Genomic DNA, 24,316 nt, shown 5'->3' with positions numbered 1-24,316 from the left:
CCGGGGACGGCACGTCACGCCCGTGCGGCGCGGGGCGCCCACCCGCGCCGTCCCCGACCCCGAGCCCGCCGGCACCCACCTCGTCCCCGTGACCGCCCACTCGCCCGACGCCCTGCTGGACACCTGCCGCGCGCTGTCCCGGCACGTCGAGCGGGACACCGGCCTTGCCGTCCCCGACCTCGCCCACACCCTCGCGGCCCGGCGCACCCACCACCGGCACCGCGTCGCGATCCTCGCGGGCGGACGCCAGGAACTCCTCGACAAACTCGCCCGGGTCGCCACGGGCGAACCCCGACCCCGCCGTCCTGCGGGGCGCCACCGCGGACGGCGGCGACCGGCGGGTCGCGTTCGTCTTCTCGGGGAGCGCCACCCAGTGGCCGGGCATGGGACGCGAACTCCTGAAGCGGCACGCCGGTTTCGCCGCCGGCATGGAGGAGTGCGACGCCGCGGTGCGCGAGGTGGCCGGCTGGTCCGTGCTGGAGGAGCTCCTGGCGCCCGCCGAGACGTCGCGGCTGCACGAGGGGGACGTCCAGCAGCCGGTGCTGTTCGCCCTGCACGTGTCCCTCGCCCGGCTCTGGACGGACCTCGGTGTACGGCCCGCCGCGCTCGTCGGACACAGTCTCGGCGAGGTGGCCGCGGCCTGCGTGGGCGGCGCGCTGTCCCTGACGGACGGCGCCCGTGTCGCCGTGGCCCGCTCCCGCCTCATCCAGCACGAGGTCGGCCCCGGCGCCATGATCGTCGCCGAGCAGTCGCCGGAGCTGTCCGCCTGTCTCGCCCGCTACGAGGGCGAGGTGTCCGTCGCGGCCTACAACAGCCCGACCAGCGTGGCCCTCTCCGGTACACCGGAGGCGATCCGCGCCCTGGAGGCGGACCTGAAGCGGGCCGGGCTGTCCAGCCGTGCGCTGCGCGTGGAGCGAGCCGGACACAGCGTGCTCATGGAACCGGTCCTGCCGGCCCTGCGGGCGGAGCTGAAGGACATCACCCCTCGGCCCTTCCGGGTGCCGCTGCACTCCACCGCCCTCGACGCAGTGGTGAACCCGCGGGTCGACGCCGACTACTGGGTGCGCAACCTCCGCGAGCCGGTCCGGTTCGCCCCGGCCGTCGCGGCGCTGGCCGAGGACGGGATCGACACCTACGTCGAGATAGGCCCGCACGGGACCCTGCGCGGCGCCATCGAGGAGAACCGCGCTGTCCCGGGGTGCCTCCGTGCACGTGGTCGACTCGCTGCGCCGCGGGCAGAGCGACGTCCGCTCCGTTCTCGGCTCGGTCGCCTCCCTCTTCACCCACGGCGTGCCCCTGACCTGGGACTCGCTGTTCCCGGCCGGCGCACAGGCGGTCGAGACCCCCCTCGTGCGCTGGCAGAAGCAGAGGTACTGGCTGGGCACGCCCGCGGCGCCGCGCGAGCGCGACGACGCCACCGGCGCCGCCGTCGAGGAGCCCGCCGCGCCCACCGGGTCGCGGGAACCCCGGGACGTCGTCCTCGGGGAGATCGCCGAGATGCTCGCCGTCCCGGCCGACCTGCTCGGCCCCACCGCCCGGCTCCAGGACTTCGGCCTGGACTCCATGCTGGCGATCCGGCTGACCAACAGGATGCAGACGCTCTTCGGCCAGCGCGTGTCGCCGGTGGAGTTCCTCAAGGGCGGCACGGTCGGCGAACTCCTCGACCGCGTCCTGACCCTCGTCGCACCGCGGCCCGAGACCCCTGGGCCCCGGACGGCACCGGACGACGCCGGCCCGCGACCCCCGCACCTGACCGACGACGACGCGGCGGAGCTCCTCGACGAACTCGTCGCACGCGGACTCCTCGCACCCGCGGGTGACGGCACCTCCGCGTCCGAGGCCCTGCGCACCGCGCTGGAGAAGGACCGGACGTTCACCGTCGCGCCCGCCGGACACGGGCAGGCCGCGCTCTGGTACATGCAGCAGTTGTCGCCCGACGGGGTCGCCTACAACCTCATGTGCGCCGCGCGGGTCCACGGCCCCGTGGACGAACAGGCGCTGGAGAGGGCCGTGGCCGCGGTGGTGGAACGCCACCCCGCGCTGCGCACCTCCTTCGCCGAGGCCGGCGGACGCCCCCACCAGCTGGTCTGGGCGGACCCCGTGTACGAGTTCCTGACCGAGGACGCCTCCGGCCTCGACGACGAGGCCGTGCTCGACCTCCTCGTCGACCACGGCCACCAACCGCTCGACCTCGACCAGGGCCCGGTCTTCCGGGTGGCGCTGGTGTCCCGGGGACCGGAGGACCACCATCTGCTGCTGGTGATCCACCACATCGCGGCCGACGCGGCGTCCGTCGACGTGGTCGTGCACGACCTGCGGGAGTTCTACGCGCAGGCCCTGCACGGCGACCTCGGGCCGCAGGAGGCCGTGGCCCCGTACACCGACTTCGTCGCCTGGGAACAGCGGTGGCTCGCCGGGCCCCGCGCCCAGGAGGCACTGCGCTGGTGGACGGAGAGCCTGGCCGAGCCGCCCGCTCATCTCGACCTGCCGCCCGAGCCCGGCCCGGCGGCCCCGGCGGGCGTGCGGCCGCCGGGAGTCAGCTACGAGGGCGAGGACCTGACGTTCCGCTGGGACGCCGAGGACACGCGCCGGCTCAAGGAGTTCGCGGCCCGCGAAGGCGTCTCCCTCAGCACGCTCCTCATGGCGGGCTTCTTCGCCACGCTCAACCGGTACGCCGGCGCCCAGGACGCCGTGGTCGCCACGGCCGTCGCCCAGCGCGGGGAGGCCGGCCGGGAGGCGGCGGTGGGCTACTACCTCAACACGGCACTCGTGCGCGCCAGGCCGACGGACGGCATCGGCTTCCGCGGGCTGCTGAAGGAGGTCCACACCTTCTCGCTCGGGATGCTGGAACACATGGACTACCCCCTCGACCTGCTGGCGCGGGAGCTGAACCCGCCCCGGGCCGACGGACGCTCCCCCTGGTTCGACTTCGCCGTCAACTGGCTGTCCGGCGACGCGTTCACCTACGCCACCACGCTGTTCCACGGCGTGGGCGAGCCCGAGGAACCCACCGGGGCACTCCCCATGGTTCCCGTCCCGCTGCGCCGGCACATCGCGAAGTTCGACCTGGAGATCACCATGGCCGACGTCGCGGACGAGGTCGTCGGCCAGGTCCAGTACAAACCCGGCCTCATGGAAAGGGAAACCGTGACGACCTTGCTGGAGTGGTTCCACTCCGTGCTCCTGACGTCGATCGACCGACCGGACACACCACTCGGACTGCTGCCCCCGGCCCTCGTCGCGAAGGGAAGCGCGCTGTGAACACCCTGCACGGCAGGTTTCTCGAACACGCCGCGCGGACCCCGCGCACGCCGGCGCTCTACACCGACACGGGCGTCCTGACGTACGGAGAACTCGACCGGCGCTCCGCGCTCCTCGCCGAGCGGCTGACGCTCCGTGGTGCGGGCCCCGGCGTCGTCGTCGGCATCTGCGCCGAGCGCACCGAGAACCTGCTCGTCGGCATCCTGGGCATCCTGCGCGCGGGCGCCTGCTACCTGCCCCTCGACCCCAAGTACCCGCAGGAACGGCTCCACTTCATGGTGGAGGACAGCGGCACCCGGCTGCTGCTGACCACGTCCACGGCACGCGACCGCTGCCCGCAGGGGCCCACAGCGCTCCTCCTCGACGACGCCACGGACGACCCCGCGCCCACCGCCCACCGCCCGGAGGCCACCCTCCCGGACGACACCGCCTACGTCATCTACACCTCCGGCTCCACCGGACGGCCCAAGGGCGTCGCGATCCGGCACGGCAGCTGCGCGGCCATGCTCGACGAGACGGACCGGATCTTCGCGGAGTGCGACCTGAGCGGGGTCGCGGCCGTCAGCTCCGTCTGCTTCGACCTCGCCGTGATGGAGATCTTCGCCCCGCTGTCCCGGGGCGGCGCCGTGATCCTGGTGGACAGCGCCGTGCACCTCCCCGAGAGCCCGCACCTGCACCGGGTGACCCACCTCAACACCGTCCCCTCGGTGATGGCGGGCCTGCTCGACGCGGGCGGCCTGCCCCCCTCCCTGCGGTCCGTGGTCCTCGGCGGGGAGGCGGTACGACGCCGGCTCGTGGACCGGGTGTACCGGGAGACGAGTACGGAGCGGGTCTTCAACGGATACGGCCCCACCGAGGGAACCGTCTTCTGCACCTTCAAACTGGTCCCCGCGGACGAGGACGGCGAGCCCTCCATCGGCACCCCCTCCGCCACGGCCCGCCTCTACGCCCTGGACGAGGAACTGCGCCCCGTCCCCGAGGGCGAACCCGGCGAGCTGTACCTGGCGGGCAAGGGCCTGGCCTGGGGGTACGTCAACCGGCCCCGGCTGACCGCGGAACTCTTCGTGCCGGACCCGTACGCGGACGGCGAGCGCATGTACCGCACCGGGGACGTCGCCCGCTTCCTGCCCGGCGGCGAACTGGAGTTCGTCGGACGCGCCGACCACCAGGTGAAGGTGCGCGGCTACCGCATCGAACTCCAGGAGGCCGAGGCGTGGCTGTCCGGCTGCCCCGAGGTGAAGGAGGCGGCGGTCGCGGTGCACGGGGACGCGCTCGTGGGCTACGTCGTGCCGAGCGACCCCCCGGCCGGGCGGGAGGCGGAGACCGGGCCCTGGCTGGACGCCGCCCTCCAGGCCCGGATCACCGGGCGGCTGGAGGAGACGCTGCCCAACCACATGGTCCCCGAGACGGTGGTCTTCCTCGCCGAACTCCCCGTCTCGCCCAACGGCAAGCTCGACCGCGCGGCGCTGCCCGAACCCCCGGCGCCCGTCGCGGCGCGGACCCAGCAACCGCCCACCGGTCCGACCGAGCTGGCGCTCGCCGAACTCTGGGGCGAACTCCTGGACCGCGAGCCGGGGACCATCGGCGTCCGGGACGCCTTCTACGACCTCGGCGGGAACTCCCTGCTGCTGGTGCGGCTGGCCAAGCGGATGAGCCAGCGGTTCGACAGGCGGGTGGGGGTGTCGGACCTCTTCAGGTTCCGGGACATCGCCTCACTCGCCCAGTGGCTGGACGACAGCCGACAGGACACCACGCCCGACGCGGTCACGGAAGCCAGGCGCCGCGCAGAGGCCCGCCGCTCCGCGGTCCGCCGCGGCCGCCCGACCGGCGGCTGAACACCGCCGCGATTGGAGAACCGACCGATGAACGAGCACCCCGAGCGGGAACTCGACGAGAGCGACATCGCGATCATCGGCATCGCATGCCGTTACCCCGGAGCCGGCGACAAGGACCGGTTCTGGGAGAACCTCGTCGAGGGCCGCGAATCCATCACCTTCCTGAGCACGGAGGAGATCGAGGGCGACGAGTCGCTGCTGAACAATCCGTCGTACGTGAGGGCCTGCGCGCCGCTCGAAGGCTACGACGAGTTCGACCCGGCCGTCTTCGGCATCACCGACCGCGTCGCGACGCTGATGACCCCGGAGCACCGCCTCTTCCTGGAGAGCGTGTGGGACGTCCTGGAGGACGCCGGCTACGACCCGGACCGCGTCCGGGGCGAGGTGGGCATCTACTCGGGCGCCAACCCCATGACCCCCGCCCAGTACAGCTCACCGCCGGACTGGGCCTCGGTCGGTCCCGAGGTGATGGACCGCAGCAACTCCTGGTTCACGGACACCATGACCTCGAACGCCCTGTACTACCTCGGGCTGACCGGCGAGGCGGTCACCGTGACGGCGGTGTGCACCGGCTTCCACTACTCGGTCCACCTCGCCTGCCAGTCGCTGCTCATGGGGCAGACCGACATGGCCGTGGCCGGCGGGGTGATGGTGCGGCTCCCGCAACGCCGCGGCTACCTCTGGGAGGAGGGCCGGATCGGCTCGCGGGACGGGCACTGCCGTCCGTTCGACGCCAACGGCACGGGCACGCGGCTCGCCAGCGGTGTCGCGACGCTGCTGCTCAAGCCACTGACGCAGGCCGTCGCCGACGGCGACCACATCTACGCCAGCGTCAAGGGCACCGCCATCAACAACAACGGTGCCAGCTCGGTCTCCTACGGCTTCGCCCAGCCCGAGCGGCTCAGCGCCTGCATCGCGGGCGCCATGGCCGTCGGCGGCGTGAGCCCGGACACCGTCGGCCTGTACGAGGCCAACACCTTCGGGCTGCCGATCACCGACGGCCTGGAGGTCCGCGCCGCGCACATGGCCTACGGCAACCACACCGGCACCACGTCCCTGGGGTCCGTCAAGGGCAACATCGGTCACGCGGGTGTGGCCGCCGGCGGCTCCGGCACCGTGAAGGCGGCGCTCTCGCTGTACCACCGCCGGCTCGTGCCGACGATCAACCTGACCGAGGTGGACAAGGACCTCGACCTCCCGAACACCCCCTTCGTGCCCCAGTGGGAGGGCGAGGACTGGGTCCCGAGGGCCGGCATCCGGCGCGCGGGCGTCACCGCGCTCGGAGGGGGCGGCTACAACGCCCACCTGGTGCTGGAGGAGCCGCCCGCGCTGCCCGAGCGGGAGCCCGAGGCCGCCGTGCCCCGGCTCGTCGCGCTCTCCGCCCTCGACGACCGCGGCCTCGCCCGGCGGCGCGTGGCGCTGCGGGAGTGGCTCGCCCGGCACCCGGACGCCCGGCTCGACGACATCGCCCTCAGCCTCAACCTGGGGCGCCGGATCATGGACCGGCGCTGGGCGTGCGTCGTCAGCACCACGGCCGAACTGGCCGAGGCGCTCAAGGCCGACACCGGCGACCGGATCGCCTCCGGTTCCTCCGGGGCCCGTCCGGACCTGGAAGGACTGCGCACCACCGACGCCGGACTCGCCCCCGCCACCGCCGCCGCGCGGGACGACGGGGACGCCCTGTGGCGGCTCGCCCGGGCGTGGACGCGCGGACAGCGGTTGGACTTCGCCGCACTGCACGAGGGCCTGCCCGGCCGCCGGGTCCCGCTGCCCGGCTACCCGTTCGCGCGCCGGCGCTTCTGGCGCACCCACTGGTGACGGCCGGCCCGGCCGCCGACGCCCCGCCCCGACCAGCCGGAGCACCACGATGAACTCTTCCGCCACCGACACCCTCGACCTCGCCGACCCCGCCACCTTCGCCGACCACGACCTCACCGACTTCTGGCGCCGACTGCGCGACACCGCACCCGTGCACTGGAACCCGCCGACGTGCGAACGCGCCGGGTTCTGGGTGCTCTCCCGGCACGAGGACATCATGGCCGTCCACCGTGACGACGAGAACTTCACCTCCGAGCGCGGCAACGTCCTCGTCACCCTGCTGGAGGGCGGTGACGCGGGCGGGGGCAAGATGCTCGCGGTCACCGACGGGCCGCGTCACGAACAACTGCGCAAGATCCTGCTGAGATCGCTCGGTCCCCGGGTCCTCGCGCCCGTCGCCGCCGCCGTCCGCGCCAACACCCGTCGGCTGGTGCGGGAGGCGGTGACGCGGGACGAGTGCGACTTCGCCCTGGAGATCGCCAGCCGCATCCCGATGAACACGATCTCCAACCTGCTGGGCGTGCCCGAGGGCGACCGCGACTTCCTGCTGGCCCTGAACAAGGCGGCGCTCAGCGCCGACGACGACAGCGTCGACGAGGAGGAGTCGGCCGTCGCGCGCAACGAGATCCTGCTCTACTTCCTGGACCTGGTCGAGGAGCGGCGCAGGTCCCCGGGCGAGGACCTGATCAGCATCCTGGCGCACAGTGAGGTCGACGGGGTCCGCCTCAGCGACGAGGACGTCGTCCTCAACTGCTACAGCCTCATCATCGGAGGCGACGAGACCAGCCGGCTCACCATGATCGACAGTGTGTACTCCCTGGCCGCCCACCCCGACCAGTGGCGGCGGCTGAGAAACGGGGAGTGCGCGATCGACACGGCCGTCGACGAGGTGCTGCGCTGGGCGTCGCCGTCGATGCACTTCGGCCGGAGCGCGGTACGCGACACCGAGGTGCGCGGCGTGCGCATCGCAGAGAACGACATCGTCACGCTGTGGCACTCCTCCGCCAACCGCGACGAGCGGGTCTTCGACCGGCCCGAGGTGTTCGACCTGGGCCGCACGCCCAACAGGCACATCTCGTTCGGCTACGGCCCCCACTACTGCGTCGGCTCCTACCTGGCCAAGGTCGAGATAGCCGAACTGCTCATGGCCCTGCGGGACCTGACGACGGGTTTCGAGCGCGTCGGCGAGGCGCCGCGGGTCCGCTCCAACCTGCTGAACGGGTTCCACAGCCTGCCCGTCCGTTTCCACCCGGACCCCGCGGGCCTCGCCCGCGACGACGACCGAACGGGGTGACTCCATGACCACCGCTTGCTCGGGCGACGGCGACGGCGACGGCGACGGCCGGCCGGCCGGGGCCGCGTGATGCCCTTCGTGACGGTCGGCGGGACCCGGCTGCACTACGAGTGCCACGGCTTCGGCGAACCCGTCGTGCTGGTCGCGGGCGCGGGCGCCGCCGGGACGTCGTGGCTGCCGTACCAGGTGCCCGCCCTCGTCGAGGCCGGCTACCGGGCGTGCGTCTACGACTCCCGGGGCATCCCGCCGAGCGACGAGTGCCCGCAGGGGTTCGAGGTGACGGAGCTCGCCGCGGACCTGGCCGCCCTGATCGAACACCTCGCGACGGAACCGGTCCGGCTGGTCGGCACCTCCATGGGCGCCCACGTCGTCCAGGAACTCGCGCTCGCCCGGCCCGAACTGGTCCGGCGGGCGGTGCTGCTGGCCGGCCGCGCCCGCTCGGACCCGCTGCGGGCCCACCTGGCCCTGGCCGACGTCGAACTCGGCGACTCGGGCGTGATCCTCCCCCCGGCCTACCGCGCGGCGGTGCGCGCCCTGCAGATGCTCTCGCCCCGCACGATGGACGACGAGACGGAGATCCAGGACTGGCTCGCGCTCTTCGAGCGTGAACCGCCCGCCGGCCCCGGTGTCCTGGCCCAGCTGGCGCTCCAGCCGATGCCCGACCGGCGTGCCGCCTACGCGGACATCACCGTGCCGTGCCACGTGATCTCGTTCGCCGACGACCTGGTCGCCCCGCCCCGGTACGGCCGCGAGCTCGCCGACAGCATCCCCGGCGCCACGTTCGACGTCGTCGACGACGCGGGGCACTTCGGGTACCTGGAGCGGCCGGACACCGTCAACAAGATCATTTCAAGGTACTTCGCGCTCGCGGACACCCGCGACGGGAAGACCTCCCGCCCTTGAAGGAGACAGACATGAGCAGCTTGTCCCGAGCCGTACTGGACGGCGCGTCCGGCGCGGAGATCGAGGCCGCCCCGGTGCCCGCCGCCTACCTGGCCCTGCACCTGCGGGCCGAGGACGCCGACATGTTCAAGGGGGTCGCCGACAAGGACGTCCGCAAGTCGCTGCGCCTCGGCGAGGTGCCCATGCCGGAGCTCGCGCCGGACGAGGTCCTCGTCGCGGTGATGGCCAGCTCCATCAACTACAACACGGTCTGGTCGGCGATGTTCGAGCCGATCCCGACCTTCCACTTCCTCAAGCAGAACGCCCGGCAGGGCGGCTGGGCGACCCGCCACGACCAGCCCTACCACGTGCTCGGCTCGGACTGCTCCGGCGTCGTCGTACGCACCGGCATCGGCGTACGGCGCTGGAAGCCCGGCGACCACGTCGTCGTCCACCCCGCACACGTCGACGAGCAGGAGCCCGCCACCCACGGCGACGGCATGCTCGGCACCGAACAGCGGGCCTGGGGCTTCGAGACCAACTTCGGCGGTCTGGCCGAGTACGGCGTCGTCCGGGCCAGCCAACTGCTGCCCAAGCCCGCCCACCTGACGTGGGAGGAGGCCGCGGTCAGCCCGCTGTGCGCGGGAACCGCCTACCGGATGCTCGTCAGCGACCGCGGAGCCCAGATGAAGCAGGGCGACATCGTCCTGATCTGGGGTGCCTCCGGGGGCCTCGGCTCGTACGCCATCCAGTTCGTCAAGAACGGCGGCGGCATCCCGGTGGCCGTCGTCAGCTCCGCGCAGAAGGAGGCGGCGGTGCGCGCCCTGGGCTGCGACCTGGTGATCAACCGCGCCGAGCTGGGCATCACCGACGACATCGCCGACGACCCCCGGCGCGTGGTCGAGACCGGCAGGAAGCTGGCCAAGCTGGTCGTCGAGAAGGCCGGCCGGGAACCGGACATCGTGTTCGAGCACACCGGTCGCGTCACCTTCGGGCTCTCCGTCATCGTGGCGCGCCGCGGCGGCACCGTGGTGACCTGCGGATCCAGCTCCGGCTACCTGCACACCTTCGACAACCGGTACCTGTGGATGAAGCTCAAGAAGATCATCGGCAGTCACGGAGCCAACCACGAGGAGCAGCAGGCCACCAACCGGCTGTTCGAGAGCGGTGCCGTCGTCCCGGCGATGTCGGCCGTCTACCCGCTCGCCGAGGCCGCCGAGGCGTGCCGGGTCGTCCAGACCAGCCGGCAGGTCGGCAAGGTCGCGGTGCTCTGCATGGCACCGGAGCCGGGACTCGGAGTGACCGACCCCGACCTGCGCGACCGGCTGGGGGAGGACCGGCTCAACCCGCTGCGCGGTCTCACCGCCACCTCCCGCTGAGACCGCCGTCCCCCCGTCCGGCGGCCCGTCCCGCGCACGCCCTCCGGGGCCCGGTGTCACGCCAGGCCGAGAACCCGGTGCGGGCGGACCTGCCGGACGGGGGGCGGTGGCGCGTCGAGTTCGTACAGCGCGCCGCGCACCGGCTCGTACACCTGCCGGGCGGCCACCCGCAGTGCGTCGATGAAGAACTCCGCCCGCCGGCTCGGGCGGACGCCCGCCATCGTCAGCACCCCGATCGGCAGGGCGGGGTGGTCGTCGGCGATGGGCACCCGGGCGACCCGCCCCCCGTCCAGGGTGTGCGCCGAGTGCGGCTGGTGGGTGAGCATGAAGCCCACCCCCGCGCTGACCAGCCCGCGCAGCGATTCGAGCCCCGTCGCGTGGATCACCCGTGGCATGGGAATCCCGCTGTGCGCGAAGATCCGCTGTGCGTAGGCGTGGTGCGCGCCCGTGTGCGGCAGGCTCAGCATCAGCAGCGGCAGGTCCGTGAAGTCGGCCAGCGAGGCACTCGGCTCGCCCGCCAGCGGATGCGCCTCGGAGACGAGCGCGGACAGCGGGGGAGTCGCCAGCTCCGTGAACACGATGTCCTCGGCGGAGGAGAAACCGTAGGTCACGACCAGTTCGCACACCCCGTTCCGCAGCAGGTCGAACGGGGTCTGCGTGTCGTGCACACTCACGTGCAGCCTGGGGTGCGTCACCTCCATGCGGGCCAGGGACCTGGGCATCAGGAACGGCGTGATCGTGCTGCAGCAGCCGGCTTCGAGGTGGCCCGTGGCCATCTCCTGGAGGAGGCTGCTGGAGTCCTTCAGGTCCTGGGCCTGCCGCAGGATCTTGCGCACGTCGTTCAGCAGCAGCCGCCCGTTCGGCGTCAGCACCACCCCTTTGGCGCGCTGGCGCAGCAGCAGCTGGACGCCGAGCTGACGCTCCAGCCGCTGCATGGCGGAGGACACCGCGGACTGGGACGCGTGCAGTCGCATCGCCGCCTCGGAGATGCTCTCGGTCTCGGCGATGGTGGCGAAGTAGAGCAGTTGGGTGAGGCTGAAATCCGGCCGGTTGCTCATACGGGGATCCCTTGTTCTCGGCAGGTGCTGCCGTGGAACCGACGTTCGGTCATGCTGCGGTCACCGGCACGGGCGAGGGGCCCCGGTCGGCCAGGGCGGCCCGGTCGAGCTTGCCGCCCACGGTGCGCGGGAACGCGGGCAGCGGGGTGTAGGTCGCGGGCCGCATCCACTGCGGCAGGAGCCGTTCGGCCCGCTCCCGCACCTGCTCGACCGTGCCGGCGGCCGTCAGCCGTACGTAGGCGTCGAGCAGGGAGCCGTCGCCCCGTCGTCGGCGTACCACCGCGCACTCCAGGACCTGCGGGTGCTCGGCGAGCACGGCCTCGATCTCGCCCAGTTCGACCCGGTAGCCGCGGATCTTCACCTGGTGGTCGGCCCGGCCGTGGAACTCCAGGCGGCCGTCGGCCGTCCAGCGGGCACGATCCCCCGTGCGGTACATCCGTGAGCCGTCACCGGCCCAGGGATCGGGGAGGAAGGCCGCCGCGGTGAGACCCGGCCGCCCGAGGTAGCCGCGGGCGACCCCCGGCCCGCAGACGTACAGGTCGCCCGTGGCCCCGGCCGGGACGTGCCGCAGCCGGTCGTCGAGCACCCGGACCGTCTGGCCGGGCAGCGGCGTGCCGAGGTGGGCCGGCCCGTCGGCCCGCACGAGCGCCGCGGTGGTGTCGACGGTGGTCTCGGTGGTGCCGTACACGTTGACGGCGTCGCACCGGTCCCGCAGTTCACCCAGGCGCCGCTGCAGCGTGGGCGACAGGGACTCGCCGCCCACCCACAGCCGCAGCCCGCTGCCGACGCCGAGCCGGGGGCCGAGCCGCGGCAGGACGTACTCCAGGTGCGAGGGGGTGATGTCGAAGTCGGTCAGCCTCTCCTCGGCCAGGGCCCGGGCCAGCCGCCCCGGATCCAGCCGTACGGCGTCCTCGAACAGCACGAGGGTGTCGCCCCGCGCGACACGGATCCACTGCTGCACCGACGCGTCGAACGACGGACTCGCGTTCCATCCCACCCGGCCGGTCCCCGCACGGATCGTGCCCGACTCCTCCAGCCCGGCCAGCAGGGCGGCCAGGGAGGCGTGCGAGACCTGGACGCCCTTGGGGCGGCCGGTGGACCCGGAGGTGTAGATGACGTAGGCGCACTGCTGCGGGTGGACGGGGCGGCGCACGCCCCGGGGCTCCGCCGGGTCCGGAGCGCTCTCGTCGCCCCGCAGATGCACGACCTCGACGCTCTCGCGGCGGACCCCGTCCGGCAGGACGCCCTCCCTCGTCACCACGGTCCCGGCGCCGCTGTCGGCGAGCATGTAGGCCAGCCGGTCCACCGGGTAGGCCGGGTCCAGGGGGAGGTAGGCCCCGCCGGCGCGCAGCACGCCGAGGATCGCCACGAGCAGGTCGGCCGAGCGGGGCAGGCAGACGGCCACCACCGACTCCGCGCCGGCTCCCGCCGAGACGAGCCGCCGGGCCAGGTGCTCCGCACGCCGGTCGAGCTCCGCGAAGGACAGGGCGGTGTCCCCGTCGACGACCGCCACGGCGCGCGGTCGCTCCCCGACGGCCGCGGCGAAGCGTTCCAGCACGGTCGCCGGACGCCCTGTCAGCGGGGCACCCACGCCCAGCCCGGCCACGTACACCTCGTCCCGCTCCTCCTGGAGCGGCAGCCGGTGCAGCTGCGCGTCCGGCTGCTCCGACGCGGTGCGCAGCAGCAGACGGTACCGCCGGGTCATCGCCGCCACCGTCGACTCCTCGAACACGGCGCCCGAGTAGTGCGCCCGGAAGCCGAGGCCGCCGTCCTCGCGCGGCACGTACGCGAGGGCGAGGCCGTGGCCCGTGACCCCGACGAGCGCCCCGTCCCGGGCGAAGGCCACCTGCGCCGTGCCGGGCCCGTCCGCACCGGCCGTCGTGGCCGGCGGGTCCGCGAGGGTGTCCAGCGACGTCCCGGTCGCGTCCAGCAGACTCCGGAAGGACGCGGCCGGCGCCACCTGCGCCCGCAGGAGCCCACCGGGCACCCCGACGGCGAAGTCCGACTGGCCCGACCAGCGCGCCAGCTCCGCGACGAAGGCCGTGAGCAGGGCCGTGTGCAGGGTCGCGCCGGACTCGGCCGCCGTCTTCTCGCACGCGGTCGCCTCCTCCGCGGACACCTCGAACGCCAGCCACCGCTCGGTCGGCGGTGCGGCCTGGCGGGGCAGATCGACGGGCAGGGCCGGGGCGCCGGGCCCGTCGAGGAGGGGGGAGGCCGTCGCGGCGCGGGGACCGTGGGGCAGGCCCGGATCGGTCATCGGGTCTCTCCTTCGTGGATGTCCCGGCTTTCAGGCCGGGGTGGGGGTACCTCCCGCTTGCGGGGGAGAATCGAAGCTCCTGCGGAGCAGGGCAGGGGGCGCCGGTTCGCCGCCTGGGCGGACCGGCGTGCACCGTCCACCGGCCGGCACCCGTCGCTCACACGGAATCTCATACGGTGTGAGCTGTGGCACGGACGAGCAGGCAGCCGAGCTGTCGCGCACGTTCGGCTGCGTCCGCCTCGTCTGCAACAAGGCGCTGGAGGAGCGCACGCGAGCCTGGCACGGCGAGCAGCGCCGCGTCTCCTACGTGCAGGCCGCGGTCGGCATCGACGCCGGGATCACCTCCCTCGTGACCCTGTCCACCGGGGAGAAGGTCGCCCACCCGAAGCACGAGAGGCGTGACCGTGCCCGTCTGGCCCGCGCGCAGCGTGAGCTGTCGCGGAAGGCGAAGGGCTCGGCGAACCGGGAGAAGGCCCGGCGCCGCGTCGCCAGGGTCCATGCGCGGATCGCCGACCGGCGCCGCGACTTCCTGCACAAGCTGTCGACCCGACTCGTCCGTGAGAACCAAACGGTCGTGATCGAGGACCTCACCGTCCGCAACCTGCTGAAGAACGGCAAGCTCGCGCGCGCCATCTCCGATGCGTCGTGGACGGAACTGCGCTCCCTGCTGGAGTACACGTGTGCCTGGTACGGGCGCGAACTCGTCGTGATCGACCGGTGGTTCCCCAGCTCGAAGCTGTGTGGGGCCTGCGGCACGGTCGCGGCGAAGCTGCCGCTGCACGTCCGCGAGTGGACGTGCGACCACTGCGGGGCGGTGCACGACCGTGACGTGAACGCGGCACGCACCATCCTGGCCGCCGGGCTGGCGGCGTCTGCCTGTGGAGACGGTGTAAGACCTCAACGGGAGTCCTCCCGGACGGGGCGGTCGTCGGTGAAGCAGGAACCCCAGCGGGCGACCGCTGGAATCTCCCGCCTTTAGGCGGGGGAGGAAGTCAAGAGTGGACTCCTTGCTGCTGCTTGCTGCTGCGGGTGATTCCCGGCCGGTGGCACGGCGGTCAGGACGTCCCCGAGCAGTTCCTCGTGGGCGTGGCCGCCCAGCCACCGCGCGGCCACCCCGGCGTACTGCTCGGCGCAGCCCTCGTCGAGCTGCTCCCAGAGCCCGGTCAGCCGGCGCCGAGCCGCCGCGCAGTGGATGTCGGCCAGCTCCCGGGTGCCGGCGGCCCCGGTGGGGTCCTCGGCGGCCGAGCGGGCGAGGACGGCGCCCATGGTGAGCAGCTCGTTGGCGATGCCGTGCAGGGTCAGCACGGTGTGCTGGTGGCGGAAGCCGTCCGCCCGGTCCGGATGGCGCTCGGTCAGCTCGCGGCAGGCACGGGCCAGTTGTGCCGCCTGGGCGGTGACATGGGCGACGTGCCCGGCGCCCGGGCCGCCGAGCGTCTCGGCGATGCGCCGCGCGGCCTCGGCCTCGTCCCCGGGCGGGGCCTGCCGGTACGTCCGGTCGTAGTAGCAGTCGGTGAGGCGGATCTGCCCGGCCAGGAGGTCCACCAGGTAGTCGACGCCACCGGAGATCCGCAGCCCACGGGCGTCGCGGTGGAACCGCTCCAGCGGCAGGGGCTGGACCCCGCGCCGGGCCTTGCTGGCGGCCGTCTCGTAGCCCTCGCCGCCGAGCAGCCCCATCGTCCGCTCCAGGATCCGCCAGCAGGTCTCGGAGGCGACGTTCTTCAGCACCGCGTGCTCGTGCAGCGGATCGGTTCCCCCGCTCAGCAGGGTCCAGCGGACCAGGCTCTCGACGGCGTAGGTCTCCGCCACCGACAGGGCCACGGTCCGCTGGATCTCCGGGAAGGAGCCGAGCGGACGGCCGTCGATGGTCCGGCGCCCGGTGAACGCGCGCGACCACTGCAGGCACAGGCGCGAGACGGCCAGGGAAGGCGGTACGACGCTCATGGTCCGGGCCAGGTAGATGAACTCCTTGACCTCGCGGGCCAGCCGCCGCAGGTCCGGGCCCGTGAGCATGCGCGAGGCGGGCACCTCGACGTCGTTCAGGACCACCCGGCCGATCGGGGCGCCGCCCAGGCCCATGAAGTCCTGCTGGCCGGCTATCTCCAGACCGGGGGAGGCGGTGTCCACGAAGAACGACACGCCCTGCGGTCCCTCGTCCGTGTGCACGGTCGCGGTGACGTCGAGGAGGTCCGCGATCACCGCGTTGCCGATGAACACCTTCTCGCCGTTCAGCCGGTACGCCCGGCCGCCGTCCACCGGCGTCGCGACGGTGGACTGACGGCTGTTGCCCGCCCCGGCGGGTTCGGTGTCGGCCCGGCCGGAGACGTTGCCGGCCGCGACGTGGGCGCGCAGGACGTCGCGCAGCGGACCGTCCAGCGGCATCTTCAGATAGGCGCCGGCGCCGAACCCGTTCCCGATGCCCATGACGTTCGCGACCGGCAGCGACCAGCTCGCCGCCGCCTCGATCAGCCGGAAGGTGTTGTACGGCGACAGGCCACGGCCGCCGTCCTCCCGGGCGACCATCAGGCGCAGGCAGCCCCGGTCCCGCAACTCCTCGACCACCGCCTTCGACAGCTCACGGGAGTGGTCGGTCCCGGTCGGGTCCACGCGCTCGTACAGGAACCGGGTGAATTCGGCGACGGCCTCGTCCCCGGTGCGCCGGTCGGCCTCGTCCTGGCGGGGGAAGGCGGCGATCAGATCCCAGCGGAAGGCGCCGAGGAAGAGCTCATTGGACAGGCTCACGCCGGGAGCCGAGGTGACCGCGGACGATGTCGAGGAGTTCTGCACGCTGTTCCCTCAGATAGAAGTGGTCGCCGGGCAGGACGTGGGTGCTCAGCGGGTGGGTGGTGTGCTCGGCCCAGCCCGGCAGGAACCCGGTCTCGGTGTCCGACGCGCCACCCAGCGCGATCACCGGGAGGCCGAGCGGGGGTGCGGGCACGTGCCGGTACGTGTCGAGGATGCGGGCGTCCGCGCGCAGCAGCCGTACGACGATCTCCCGCATCTCCGGGTCCTCGAGGATGTCGGCGGGCAGCGGGCCGAACGCCTCGACGGTCCGCAGGAACCGTTCGTCGTCCAGGTGGTGGGTGGGCGGGGTGTGCGGCTGGAGGTGGGGGGCTCCCATGGCGGACACGAACAGCAGGTCGGGCTGGAGCCGGCCGTGCTCGCGCAGGGCCCGGGCCACCTCGTAGGCCGTGAGGGCGCCCAGGCTGTGCCCGAAGAACGCGAACGGCCCCTCGAACTCCACCTCGTCCAGGAGCGCGCCGACCAGCGTGTCCATCGTGTCGTACGGCGGTTCGTCGATACGTCCGCCCCGCCCCGGGCCCTGCACCCCCAGCACCTCGATGCCGGGCAGCCGGTCCGCCCACCTCATGTACTCGCTGGGGGACGCACCGCTGTGCGGGAAGCAGTACAACCGCACGGCGGCCTTCGCGCCCGGGTTTCTGCGCAGCAGCCAGCGGGATGCTCGGCCGGTCATCGGAGGACTCCGTTCCTTCTCGCGTTCACTTCTCGGGTCGTTCCTCGGGCAGCAGACGGGGCAGCAGCCGCGCGACGCTGGGGGCCAGGAGGATGGTGCGCACGGTGACCTTCACGCCGAACTCGCGGTGGATCAGCGACGCGAGGCGGGTGGCGATCAGGGAGTCACCGCCGGCTTCGAAGAAGTTGTCGTCGGGTCCGATCGCGTCGAGTCCCAGCACGTCGCAGAAGACCCGCGCGAGCCGGGCGGCCGTGTCGCCGGTGTGTCCGGGCGTCGGGGGCGCGGCCGTGGCAGGGGCGTCCTGCGCCGGGGGCTCGGGCAGCGGCCCGGCCGTCCGGGGTGCGGCCGCCGTGGTGCGCGGCGCGGGCCCGGCCGGGGCGTAGCGCCGGCGCTGGAACGGATAGGTCGGCAGGGGCACCCGGCGCCGCTCGGAGGTGTGCATCCGCGCCCAGGACAGGGGAAGTCCGTGCCGCCAGAGTTCGCCGGCCGTGTCCAGCACCGCGGCGTGCGCCGAGGTCTCCTCGACGGCGTGCGGCAGGCTCGACAGCACCCGGTGATGGTCCGTCATGGACCGGTGGCGGCGGGTCAGGGTGGCCAGGGTGTGTCCGGGGCCCACCTCCAGCAGCACGCCCGGCTCCCGCAGGGCCGTGCTCAGCGCCTCGTCGAACCGGACCGTGTGCCGCAGGTGTCCGGTCCAGTACCCCCGGTCCCGCACCTCGTCCGCCGTCACCGCGCGGCCGTGGCTGTCGGAGATCCACGGGACGACGGGGCTGTGCGGCCGTACGGCCCGGACCGTCGCGTCGAACTCGTCCAGCACCGCCTCGACCAGGTGGGAGTGGGCCGCGCTGGAGATGTGCAGCCGACGGGTGTCGACCTCCCGTCCCTCCAGGTCCCGGCGGAAGCGTTCCGTCGCCTCGGCGGGGCCGGACACCACGCACTGGGAGGCCCCGTTGACGGCCGCGATCGACAGCTCGTCCGTGAGCAGGGGGCCGAGTTCGGCGGGGGACAGGGCGACGGCCAGCATGGCTCCGGTGGGCAGGCTGCCGAGCAGCCTGCCCCGTTCCACGACCAGCGTCAGCGCGTCCTCCGGGGTGAGGACGCCCGCGGTGCACGCGGCGGCGTAGGCCCCGAGGCTGTGGCCGAGCACCCGGGTCGGGGAGATCCCGAGGGACTGCCACAGTCCGGCCAGCGCGTACTCCAGGGTGAACAGCACCGGCTGGGCCAGCTCCATCGCGTCCAGCCGCTCGCGGACGGCGGCGAACCGCTCGGGATCGTCCGCGCCGACGAGGAGGGCGGTGCGCACGTCCTCGCCGAGCCGCCCGCCGAGGACGGCGACGCAGGTGTCGACCCGTTCCCGGAAGGCGGGGGACCAGGCGTACAGTTCCCTGCCCATGCCGGGATGCTGGCCACCTTGTCCGGGAAAGAGGAACGTCACCTCGGCCGGGTCGGTGCGGCGCGGGCCGCGGCCGGTGGCCCCGCGCAGCAGCCGGGCGGCGTCCGCGTGGTCCTCGCCGACGACGTGCAGCCGGTGGTCGTGCGCGGTCCTGCCGGTCTGCAGGGTCCAGGCCACGTCCGCGAGCGGCGTCCCGGGGTGCTCGGCCAGCCGGTCGGCCAGCACCTCGGCGGAGGCGGCCAGCCCTTGCGGGCTCGGGGCGGAGAGAACCAGCAGCTGGGGGCCGGCCGCGTCCTCCCGCTCCGCCGCGGCTGCGGGCGGCGGCGCCTGTTCGACGACGACGTGCGCATTGGTTCCGCCGATGCCGAGCGAGTTGACGCCCGCGCGGCGCGGGGTGTCCGTCCGCGGCCACTCGGTCGTCTCGTCGTTCACCACGAACGGTCCGGAGCCGAGGCCGAGTTCCTTGTTCGGCTCGGTGAAGTGCAGGGTGGCCGGGATGACGCCGTGCTCCACGGCGAGGACCGTCTTGATCAGGCCGATGACACCGGAGGCGGTGTCGGTGTGCCCGATGTTCGACTTGACGGACCCGATCCGGCAGAACCCCACCCGGTCGGTGCCGGCCCGGAAGGCGCCGGTGAGCGCGCTGATCTCGATCGGGTCGCCCATGGGGGTGCCCGTTCCGTGGGTCTCGATGTACCCGACGGTGTCCACGTCGATGCCGGCCACCGCGTAGGCCGTGCGGATGGCGGTGGTCTGGCCGGTCACGCTCGGAGCGGTGAAGCCGACCTTGTCGACACCGTCGTTGTTGACGGCCGAGCCCCGGATCACGGCGTGGACGTGGTCCCCGTCGGCGAGTGCGTCGGAGAGCCGCTTGAGCAGCACGACCCCCGCGCCGTCGGCGGCCACGGTGCCCTGGGCCCGGGCGTCGAACGGCCGGCAGTAGCCGTCGGGGGCGAAGATGCCGCCCTCCGGCGGGATCACCACCGGATGGGGGGTGCGCAGGCTGACGCCCCCGGCCAGCGCGAGGAAGCACTCGCCGGCCACCAGGGCCTGGACGGCGAGGTGCACGGCGACCAGCGAGGTCGAGCAGGCGGTCTGCACCGTGACGGCGGGGCCGGTGAGCCCGAGCTTGTAGGCGGCCCGGGTGGTCAGGAAGTCGACTCCCGTGGCGAGCTGGAGGTGCCAGTCCGGTACGACGCCGGCCACGGACGGGTCGGCCCGCAGCTGCTCCGCGTAGGAGGAGGCGCCGGAACCCGCGTACACGCCGATCGGGCCCGGCTGCCCGGCCGGCACGCAGCCGGCCCGCTCCAGGGCCTCCGCACAGCACTCCAGGAAGAGACGCTGCTGCGGGTCGAGCAGCAGGGCCTCCGCGGGCGAGTAGCCGAAGAACTGGGCGTCGAAGCAGTCCGCGTCGGGAACGATGCCGTAGGCGGGTACGGCCCGGCCGTCGCCGGCCTCGGGGAAGCGGGTGATCAGGTCCTTGCCGGCCACGAGGTGCTGCCAGAACTCCTCGGTGTCCGCGGTGCCGGGATAACGCCCCGCCATGCTGATGACCGCGACGGCGGCGCTGTCGTCGCCGAGGTCGTCCGTGTTGCTCATGATTGCCTTTCTGCCGGGCGCGGTGAGGGGGATGACGCCGAAGGGTCAGTCGGCGGACGTGCCGGTGGCCTGCCGGAGTCCTCGGGGACGCATGTCGGTCCAGTTCTCCTCGATGTACGCCAGGCAGTCCTCGCGGGAGCCGTTCTTCGGCTCCTTCACCCAGCCCTGCGGCACGGGCAGATCGGTGGGCCACAGGGAGTACTGGTCCTCGTGGTTGCGGACGACGACGAAGTCCTCGCAGCTCTCGAAGGGCATGGCTCTTCTCCTCACTCGGGTGGTGTGTCGTGGGCCGGACGGACCCGGTCAGCCCCGGTCGGTCGCGTGCAGGGCGCGCCGCCGCTGGAGGGCCCGGGCGCGCTCCACCCGGTCCTTCGCCGCCCGGGGTTCGGGGGCCTCGGGGCCGGGCCGTCCGGTGCCGGACAGGTGGGCGCTGAGCGCGGTGACGGTCGGGTGCTCGTAGAACGCCACCATCGGCAGTTCCCGTTCGAGCAGGCGTTCCAGTCGTGCGTGGACGGCGGCGAGCGCCAGGGACTGGCCGCCGACGTCGAAGAAGTTGTCGTGAACGGTGACCCGGTCGTTCTTGAGCACGTCCCGCCACAGGGCGAGGAGCGTGTTTTCCAGGTCCGTGTGCGGCGGCGGGCCGACGGCGGGCGCGGCCGGGGCGTGCTCGGTGCCGTCGGTCGCCGCCTCGTCGAGGACCGCCCCGGTGAGGACCGTCTCGGGTGCGGCCGGCAGGGTGGCGAGCGCCTCGCCGTACTGCTGGACGAGCCGGCGGGCAAAGCCGTGGTCGACGATCCGCGGGTCGTAGGTCAGGGAGATCCGGTGCTGCCCGTCGGCGGTGGGCTCGACGGCCATGCCGAGGGCGAACTTGGCGGTGGTCGGCGCCAGGGCGACCGGCTCGGCCACGAGCCCGGCGAGCACGGGCGGCTCAGGGACGGCCGCGGGCGCGGCGAAGGCCGTCTGGACCAGAGGGGTGCTGCCCGCGACGCGCGGCGGCCGGACGGCCTCCACGATCGCTTCGAACGGCACCTGGTCATGGGCGAAGGTGTCCCAGGCGGACTCGCGTACCTGGGTGACCAGTTCGGCGAAGGTGCCGGCCCGGTGGAGGTCCACCCGGATGGGCATGGTCTCGACGAACAGACCGATGAGCTCCCGCAGTTCGGGACGCGACCGGCCGGCGACCTGGGTGCCGACCAGCAGGCTGCGCATCCCCGTCTGCCGGGCGAGCACCAGGCCGTAGCACGCGAGCAGCACGAGGAACGGGGTGGCCGACGCGCTCCGGGCGAGTGCCGAGACCGCCGCCATGGTCGTGGGCGGCAACGGAGACACCAGCTGCGCGCCCTGCTCCGCCGTGGCGTCCGCGGGGGCCTCGGGACGGGGCAGGGAGAGCGAGACGGGCGCGCCGTCGAGGTGGGCGCGCCACCAGTCGAGGTGGTGGTCCAGCGCTCCGTCCGAGAGCCGTCGGCGCTGGCGGCGGGCGTGGTCGGCGTACTGCAGGGCGGGCTTCGGCGGCGCGGCCGCGGCACTCTGCGCGGTCCGCGGTCCGCCCGGGGTGTAATGGCGGGCCAGCTCCCGGTACAGCACGTCGATCGACCAGCCGTCGAATACGGCGTGATGGAACGAGAAACACAGCAGATGCTCCCGCTCGGTGATGCGCACCAAGCGGACGCGCAGCAGCGGCCCCTTTTCCAGGTCGAAGGGGAGTGCCGCCCACGCTGTCACGACGGAATGGGCCTCCGCTTCCCGGGCGTGTTCGGGCAGCGCCGTCAGGTCGATGAATTCGAGCGGGATTTCCAGAGTCTCGGCGATATGCTGGAAAGGAATACCACGGACGTCTATCGGGAATGTCGTGCGCAGCACGTCGTGGCGTTCTATGATGCGCTGTACTGCAGCGTTCAGTGCCTCCGTGTCGAGCTCGCCGGACAGGCGCAGCACCACGTCGAAATTGTAGGCGGAGCTGCCCGGGTGCAGTCGGTCGAGGAACCATAGTTTCTGCTGGGCGAATGACAGCTCGGCGTCCGCGTGTAATTCAGACACGCTGCCTCCCCTTGTTCGTGCGGTTTCTGTATAGCGTCCGGCCGACGGTCCGCCGATGTCAAGGAATGCGGTGTCAACCGTTCCTCTACAGGAGATAAAAGTCCCATTGCTAGCCTGGCCGCATGACGCGTATTTCAGAACAGAACCCCGCGCTCGACAGAACGATCGCCCCTGTTCTCCAGGCCATCTGGGCCGAGGCGCTGGGCCTTGAGACCGTCGGCCCGGACGACGACTTCCTCCAGGTCGGCGGCCATTCGCTGCTGGCCATGCGGATAGCCGCCGAGGTGAGCGAGACCTTCGACATCGAGCTGCCGATGACCGCCGTCTTCCGGCACCCCACGCTCGCCTCGTTCGAGGTGGCCGTGGAGAACGCGGTCCGGGAGCAGGCGACGGCGGGGCGCTTCGACCGGGGCCGGCGATGACGGCCGCCCGGACCGGACTCGGTCGGCCGGCGGTGATCCACCGGTGCTTCGAGGCGCAGGCGGAGCGGTTCCCCCGGGTCACGGCCCTGGAGACGGCCGACACGCGGGTCACCTACGCGGAGGCCAACCGCTCGGCCAACCGCCTGGCCCGTCGGCTGCGGGCCCTCGGAGTCGGCGACGAGCAGCCCGTCGCGCTGCTGCTGGAGCCGTCCGTCGACTATGTGATCGCCGTCCTCGCGGTGCTGAAGGCCGGCGGCTGCTACGTCCCCCTGGATGTCGGATACCCGCCCGCCCGGCTGGCCGCGATCCTGGAGGACACCCGGGCGAAGGTGGTCGTCACCCGCGGTGAACTGCGGGAGGGGCTGTCCGGTCACGGCGCCCGTGCCGTGCTCCTCGACGACGCCTCCGAGCCGTTCACCGACGGGGACGACGAGAACCTGGACGTGCCGGTCGGGCCGGATCACCTGGCGTACGTCGTGCACACCTCGGGGTCGAGCGGTCGGCCCAAGGGGGTCATGGTCCGCCACGGCGGTGTGGTGCGGCTGGTGCAGGACCCGGACTGGATACGGCTGGGGCCGGGCGAGGTGATCCCCCTGCTGACCTCCGTCTGCTTCGACGTCTCGATGTTCGAGATGTGGGGGGCGCTGCTGAACGGGGGCTGCCTCGTGCTGGCGCCCGGCGCCACGTCCTCCTTGCGCACCCTGGGCCGGGTCGTCGCCGACCACGGGGTCACCACGATGTGGCTCACCGCCGGGCTCTTCCACACCGTCGTGGACGAAGGGGTGGAGATCCTCGCCGGGGTGCGCCAGCTCCTCGCGGGCGGGGAGGCGCCGTCGGCGGAGCACGTGCGCAAGCTGCTGGACGCGCATCCCGGCATGCGCTTCGTCAACGGCTACGGGCCGACCGAGGCCACGGTCTTCGCGGCCACGCACACGGTGGTCCCGCCCTGGCGCGCGGACGGGGCGGTGCCCATCGGCACGGCCGTGGACGGCACCGACCTCCATGTCCTGGACGACGTGCTGCGGCCGGTGCCCGACGGGGAGCCCGGGCAGTTGTTCATCGGAGGGGCCGGACTGGCCCGTGGCTACCTGGACCGCCCGGGCCTGACCGCGGAACGGTTCGTGCCCGACCCGCACGGCGCCGTCGGCGGGGGGCGGCTGTACGCCACCGGCGACCGGTGCGTGCGGCTGCCCGACGGCACCGTCCGCTACCTCGACCGGATCGACCGGCAGGTCAAGGTCCGCGGGTTCCGGGTCGAGCTCGGCGAGATCGAAGCCACGGTGCGGCGCCATCCCGCGGTGTGGGACGTGGCGGTGGCACCGCACGGCGACAGCCCGGAGAGCCGCCTGCTGGTCGCCTACCCGGTCCTGGACCCCGCCCGGGCGGCGCAGGACGCGGACCGGGCGCTGGCCGAGGTGCGCGCGTGGCTGCGCGAGCAGCTTCCCGCCCACATGGTCCCCGGTGTCTGGCGGACGCTTCCGCGGCTGCCGCTGACCTCGAACGGCAAGGTCGACCGGCGGCGACTGCCGGAGCCGTTCGCCGCCTGAGGCCGCACGAGCCCCTCAGTGCCGCACCCGTGTGCGCCGCAAGGCTGACGAAATGACACTCG

The 24,316-nt window shown here is 73.1% G+C and carries 16 protein-coding genes and 1 pseudogene; 10 read left to right on the top strand and 7 right to left on the bottom strand.

From position 1 onward, the window contains the following. Positions 1-383: 383 nt before the first annotated feature. From U5640_RS09310 to ccrA, 7 genes and pseudogenes are all read left to right on the top strand, one after another. Positions 384-1,121, top strand: a pseudogene (locus tag U5640_RS09310) (acyltransferase domain-containing protein); the annotation flags it as partial. Positions 1,122-1,206: 85 nt separating this feature from the next. Further along, complete coding sequence (locus tag U5640_RS09305; protein ID WP_340375321.1) at positions 1,207-3,261, top strand: condensation domain-containing protein; 2,055 nt, start codon at positions 1,207-1,209, stop codon at positions 3,259-3,261. Further along, positions 3,258-5,096 carry a non-ribosomal peptide synthetase gene (locus tag U5640_RS09300; protein WP_340375320.1) on the top strand — a complete coding sequence of 613 codons (1,839 nt, stop codon included), beginning with the start codon at positions 3,258-3,260 and terminating at the stop codon, positions 5,094-5,096. The genes U5640_RS09305 and U5640_RS09300 overlap by 4 nt, the downstream gene beginning before the upstream one ends. Positions 5,097-5,123: 27 nt before the next feature. Next, positions 5,124-6,914, top strand: coding sequence for a beta-ketoacyl synthase N-terminal-like domain-containing protein (locus U5640_RS09295; RefSeq protein WP_340375319.1), 1,791 nt, complete (start codon positions 5,124-5,126; stop codon positions 6,912-6,914). A 49-nt stretch (positions 6,915-6,963) separates the two neighbouring features. Then, positions 6,964-8,208: a cytochrome P450 gene (locus U5640_RS09290; RefSeq protein WP_340375318.1), complete on the top strand. Its 1,245-nt coding sequence runs from the start codon at positions 6,964-6,966 to the stop codon at positions 8,206-8,208. A gap of 69 nt (positions 8,209-8,277) precedes the next feature. Then, positions 8,278-9,111, top strand: coding sequence for an alpha/beta hydrolase (locus U5640_RS09285; protein ID WP_340375317.1), 834 nt, complete (start codon positions 8,278-8,280; stop codon positions 9,109-9,111). 11 nt (positions 9,112-9,122) lie between these two features. Further along, positions 9,123-10,469, top strand: a complete 1,347-nt coding sequence (gene ccrA, locus U5640_RS09280; RefSeq protein ID WP_340375316.1) for a crotonyl-CoA carboxylase/reductase — start codon at positions 9,123-9,125, stop codon at positions 10,467-10,469. A gap of 56 nt (positions 10,470-10,525) precedes the next feature. On the opposite strand, the gene U5640_RS09275 is transcribed toward ccrA, so the two are convergent. Further along, on the bottom strand, positions 10,526-11,527 hold the full coding sequence (locus U5640_RS09275) for a LysR family transcriptional regulator (RefSeq protein WP_340375315.1): 1,002 nt from the start codon (positions 11,525-11,527) through the stop codon (positions 10,526-10,528). 49 nt (positions 11,528-11,576) lie between these two features. Then, positions 11,577-13,784 carry an amino acid adenylation domain-containing protein gene (locus U5640_RS09270; protein ID WP_340375314.1) on the bottom strand — a complete coding sequence of 736 codons (2,208 nt, stop codon included), beginning with the start codon at positions 13,782-13,784 and terminating at the stop codon, positions 11,577-11,579. A gap of 178 nt (positions 13,785-13,962) precedes the next feature. Between U5640_RS09270 and U5640_RS09265 the strand changes: the two genes are divergently transcribed. Next, entirely contained in the window at positions 13,963-14,763 is an 801-nt protein-coding gene (locus U5640_RS09265) for an RNA-guided endonuclease TnpB family protein (protein WP_340375313.1), read from the top strand. Here U5640_RS09265 and U5640_RS09260 read toward each other — a convergent pair. From U5640_RS09260 to U5640_RS09240, 5 genes are read right to left on the bottom strand one after another with little or no spacing between them, the layout of a single operon-like run. Continuing rightward, positions 14,760-16,523: an acyl-CoA dehydrogenase family protein gene (locus U5640_RS09260; RefSeq protein WP_340375312.1), complete on the bottom strand. Its 1,764-nt coding sequence runs from the start codon at positions 16,521-16,523 to the stop codon at positions 14,760-14,762. The two genes, U5640_RS09265 and U5640_RS09260, sit on opposite strands and share 4 nt — an antisense overlap. After that, positions 16,507-17,256 (bottom strand): alpha/beta fold hydrolase, encoded by a 750-nt coding sequence (locus tag U5640_RS09255; protein ID WP_340375311.1) that lies wholly within the window; start codon positions 17,254-17,256, stop codon positions 16,507-16,509. Before U5640_RS09255 ends, U5640_RS09260 begins: the two co-directional genes overlap by 17 nt. Positions 17,257-17,281: 25 nt before the next feature. Beyond that, positions 17,282-20,248, bottom strand: coding sequence for a beta-ketoacyl synthase N-terminal-like domain-containing protein (locus U5640_RS09250; RefSeq protein ID WP_340375310.1), 2,967 nt, complete (start codon positions 20,246-20,248; stop codon positions 17,282-17,284). 45 nt (positions 20,249-20,293) lie between these two features. Next, positions 20,294-20,503, bottom strand: a complete 210-nt coding sequence (locus U5640_RS09245; protein WP_340375309.1) for an MbtH family NRPS accessory protein — start codon at positions 20,501-20,503, stop codon at positions 20,294-20,296. Between the two features lie 48 nt (positions 20,504-20,551). Beyond that, on the bottom strand, positions 20,552-22,285 hold the full coding sequence (locus U5640_RS09240; protein WP_340375308.1) for a condensation domain-containing protein: 1,734 nt from the start codon (positions 22,283-22,285) through the stop codon (positions 20,552-20,554). Positions 22,286-22,407: 122 nt separating this feature from the next. Here U5640_RS09240 and U5640_RS09235 point away from each other — a divergent pair, with 122 nt between their 5' ends. Further along, positions 22,408-22,707, top strand: coding sequence for a phosphopantetheine-binding protein (locus U5640_RS09235; protein ID WP_340375307.1), 300 nt, complete (start codon positions 22,408-22,410; stop codon positions 22,705-22,707). Further along, the gene (locus tag U5640_RS09230; protein WP_340375306.1) at positions 22,704-24,254 is read left to right on the top strand and encodes an amino acid adenylation domain-containing protein; all 1,551 of its coding nucleotides are present in this window, start codon (positions 22,704-22,706) and stop codon (positions 24,252-24,254) included. Before U5640_RS09235 ends, U5640_RS09230 begins: the two co-directional genes overlap by 4 nt. Positions 24,255-24,316 lie beyond the last annotated feature (62 nt).

It is taken from the genome of Streptomyces sp. SS7 (genome assembly GCF_037993025.1).
Lineage (GTDB): Bacteria > Actinomycetota > Actinomycetes > Streptomycetales > Streptomycetaceae > Streptomyces.
The sequence above is the reverse complement of the archived record's forward strand: the minus strand, read 5'-3'. Positions and strand labels throughout refer to the sequence as shown.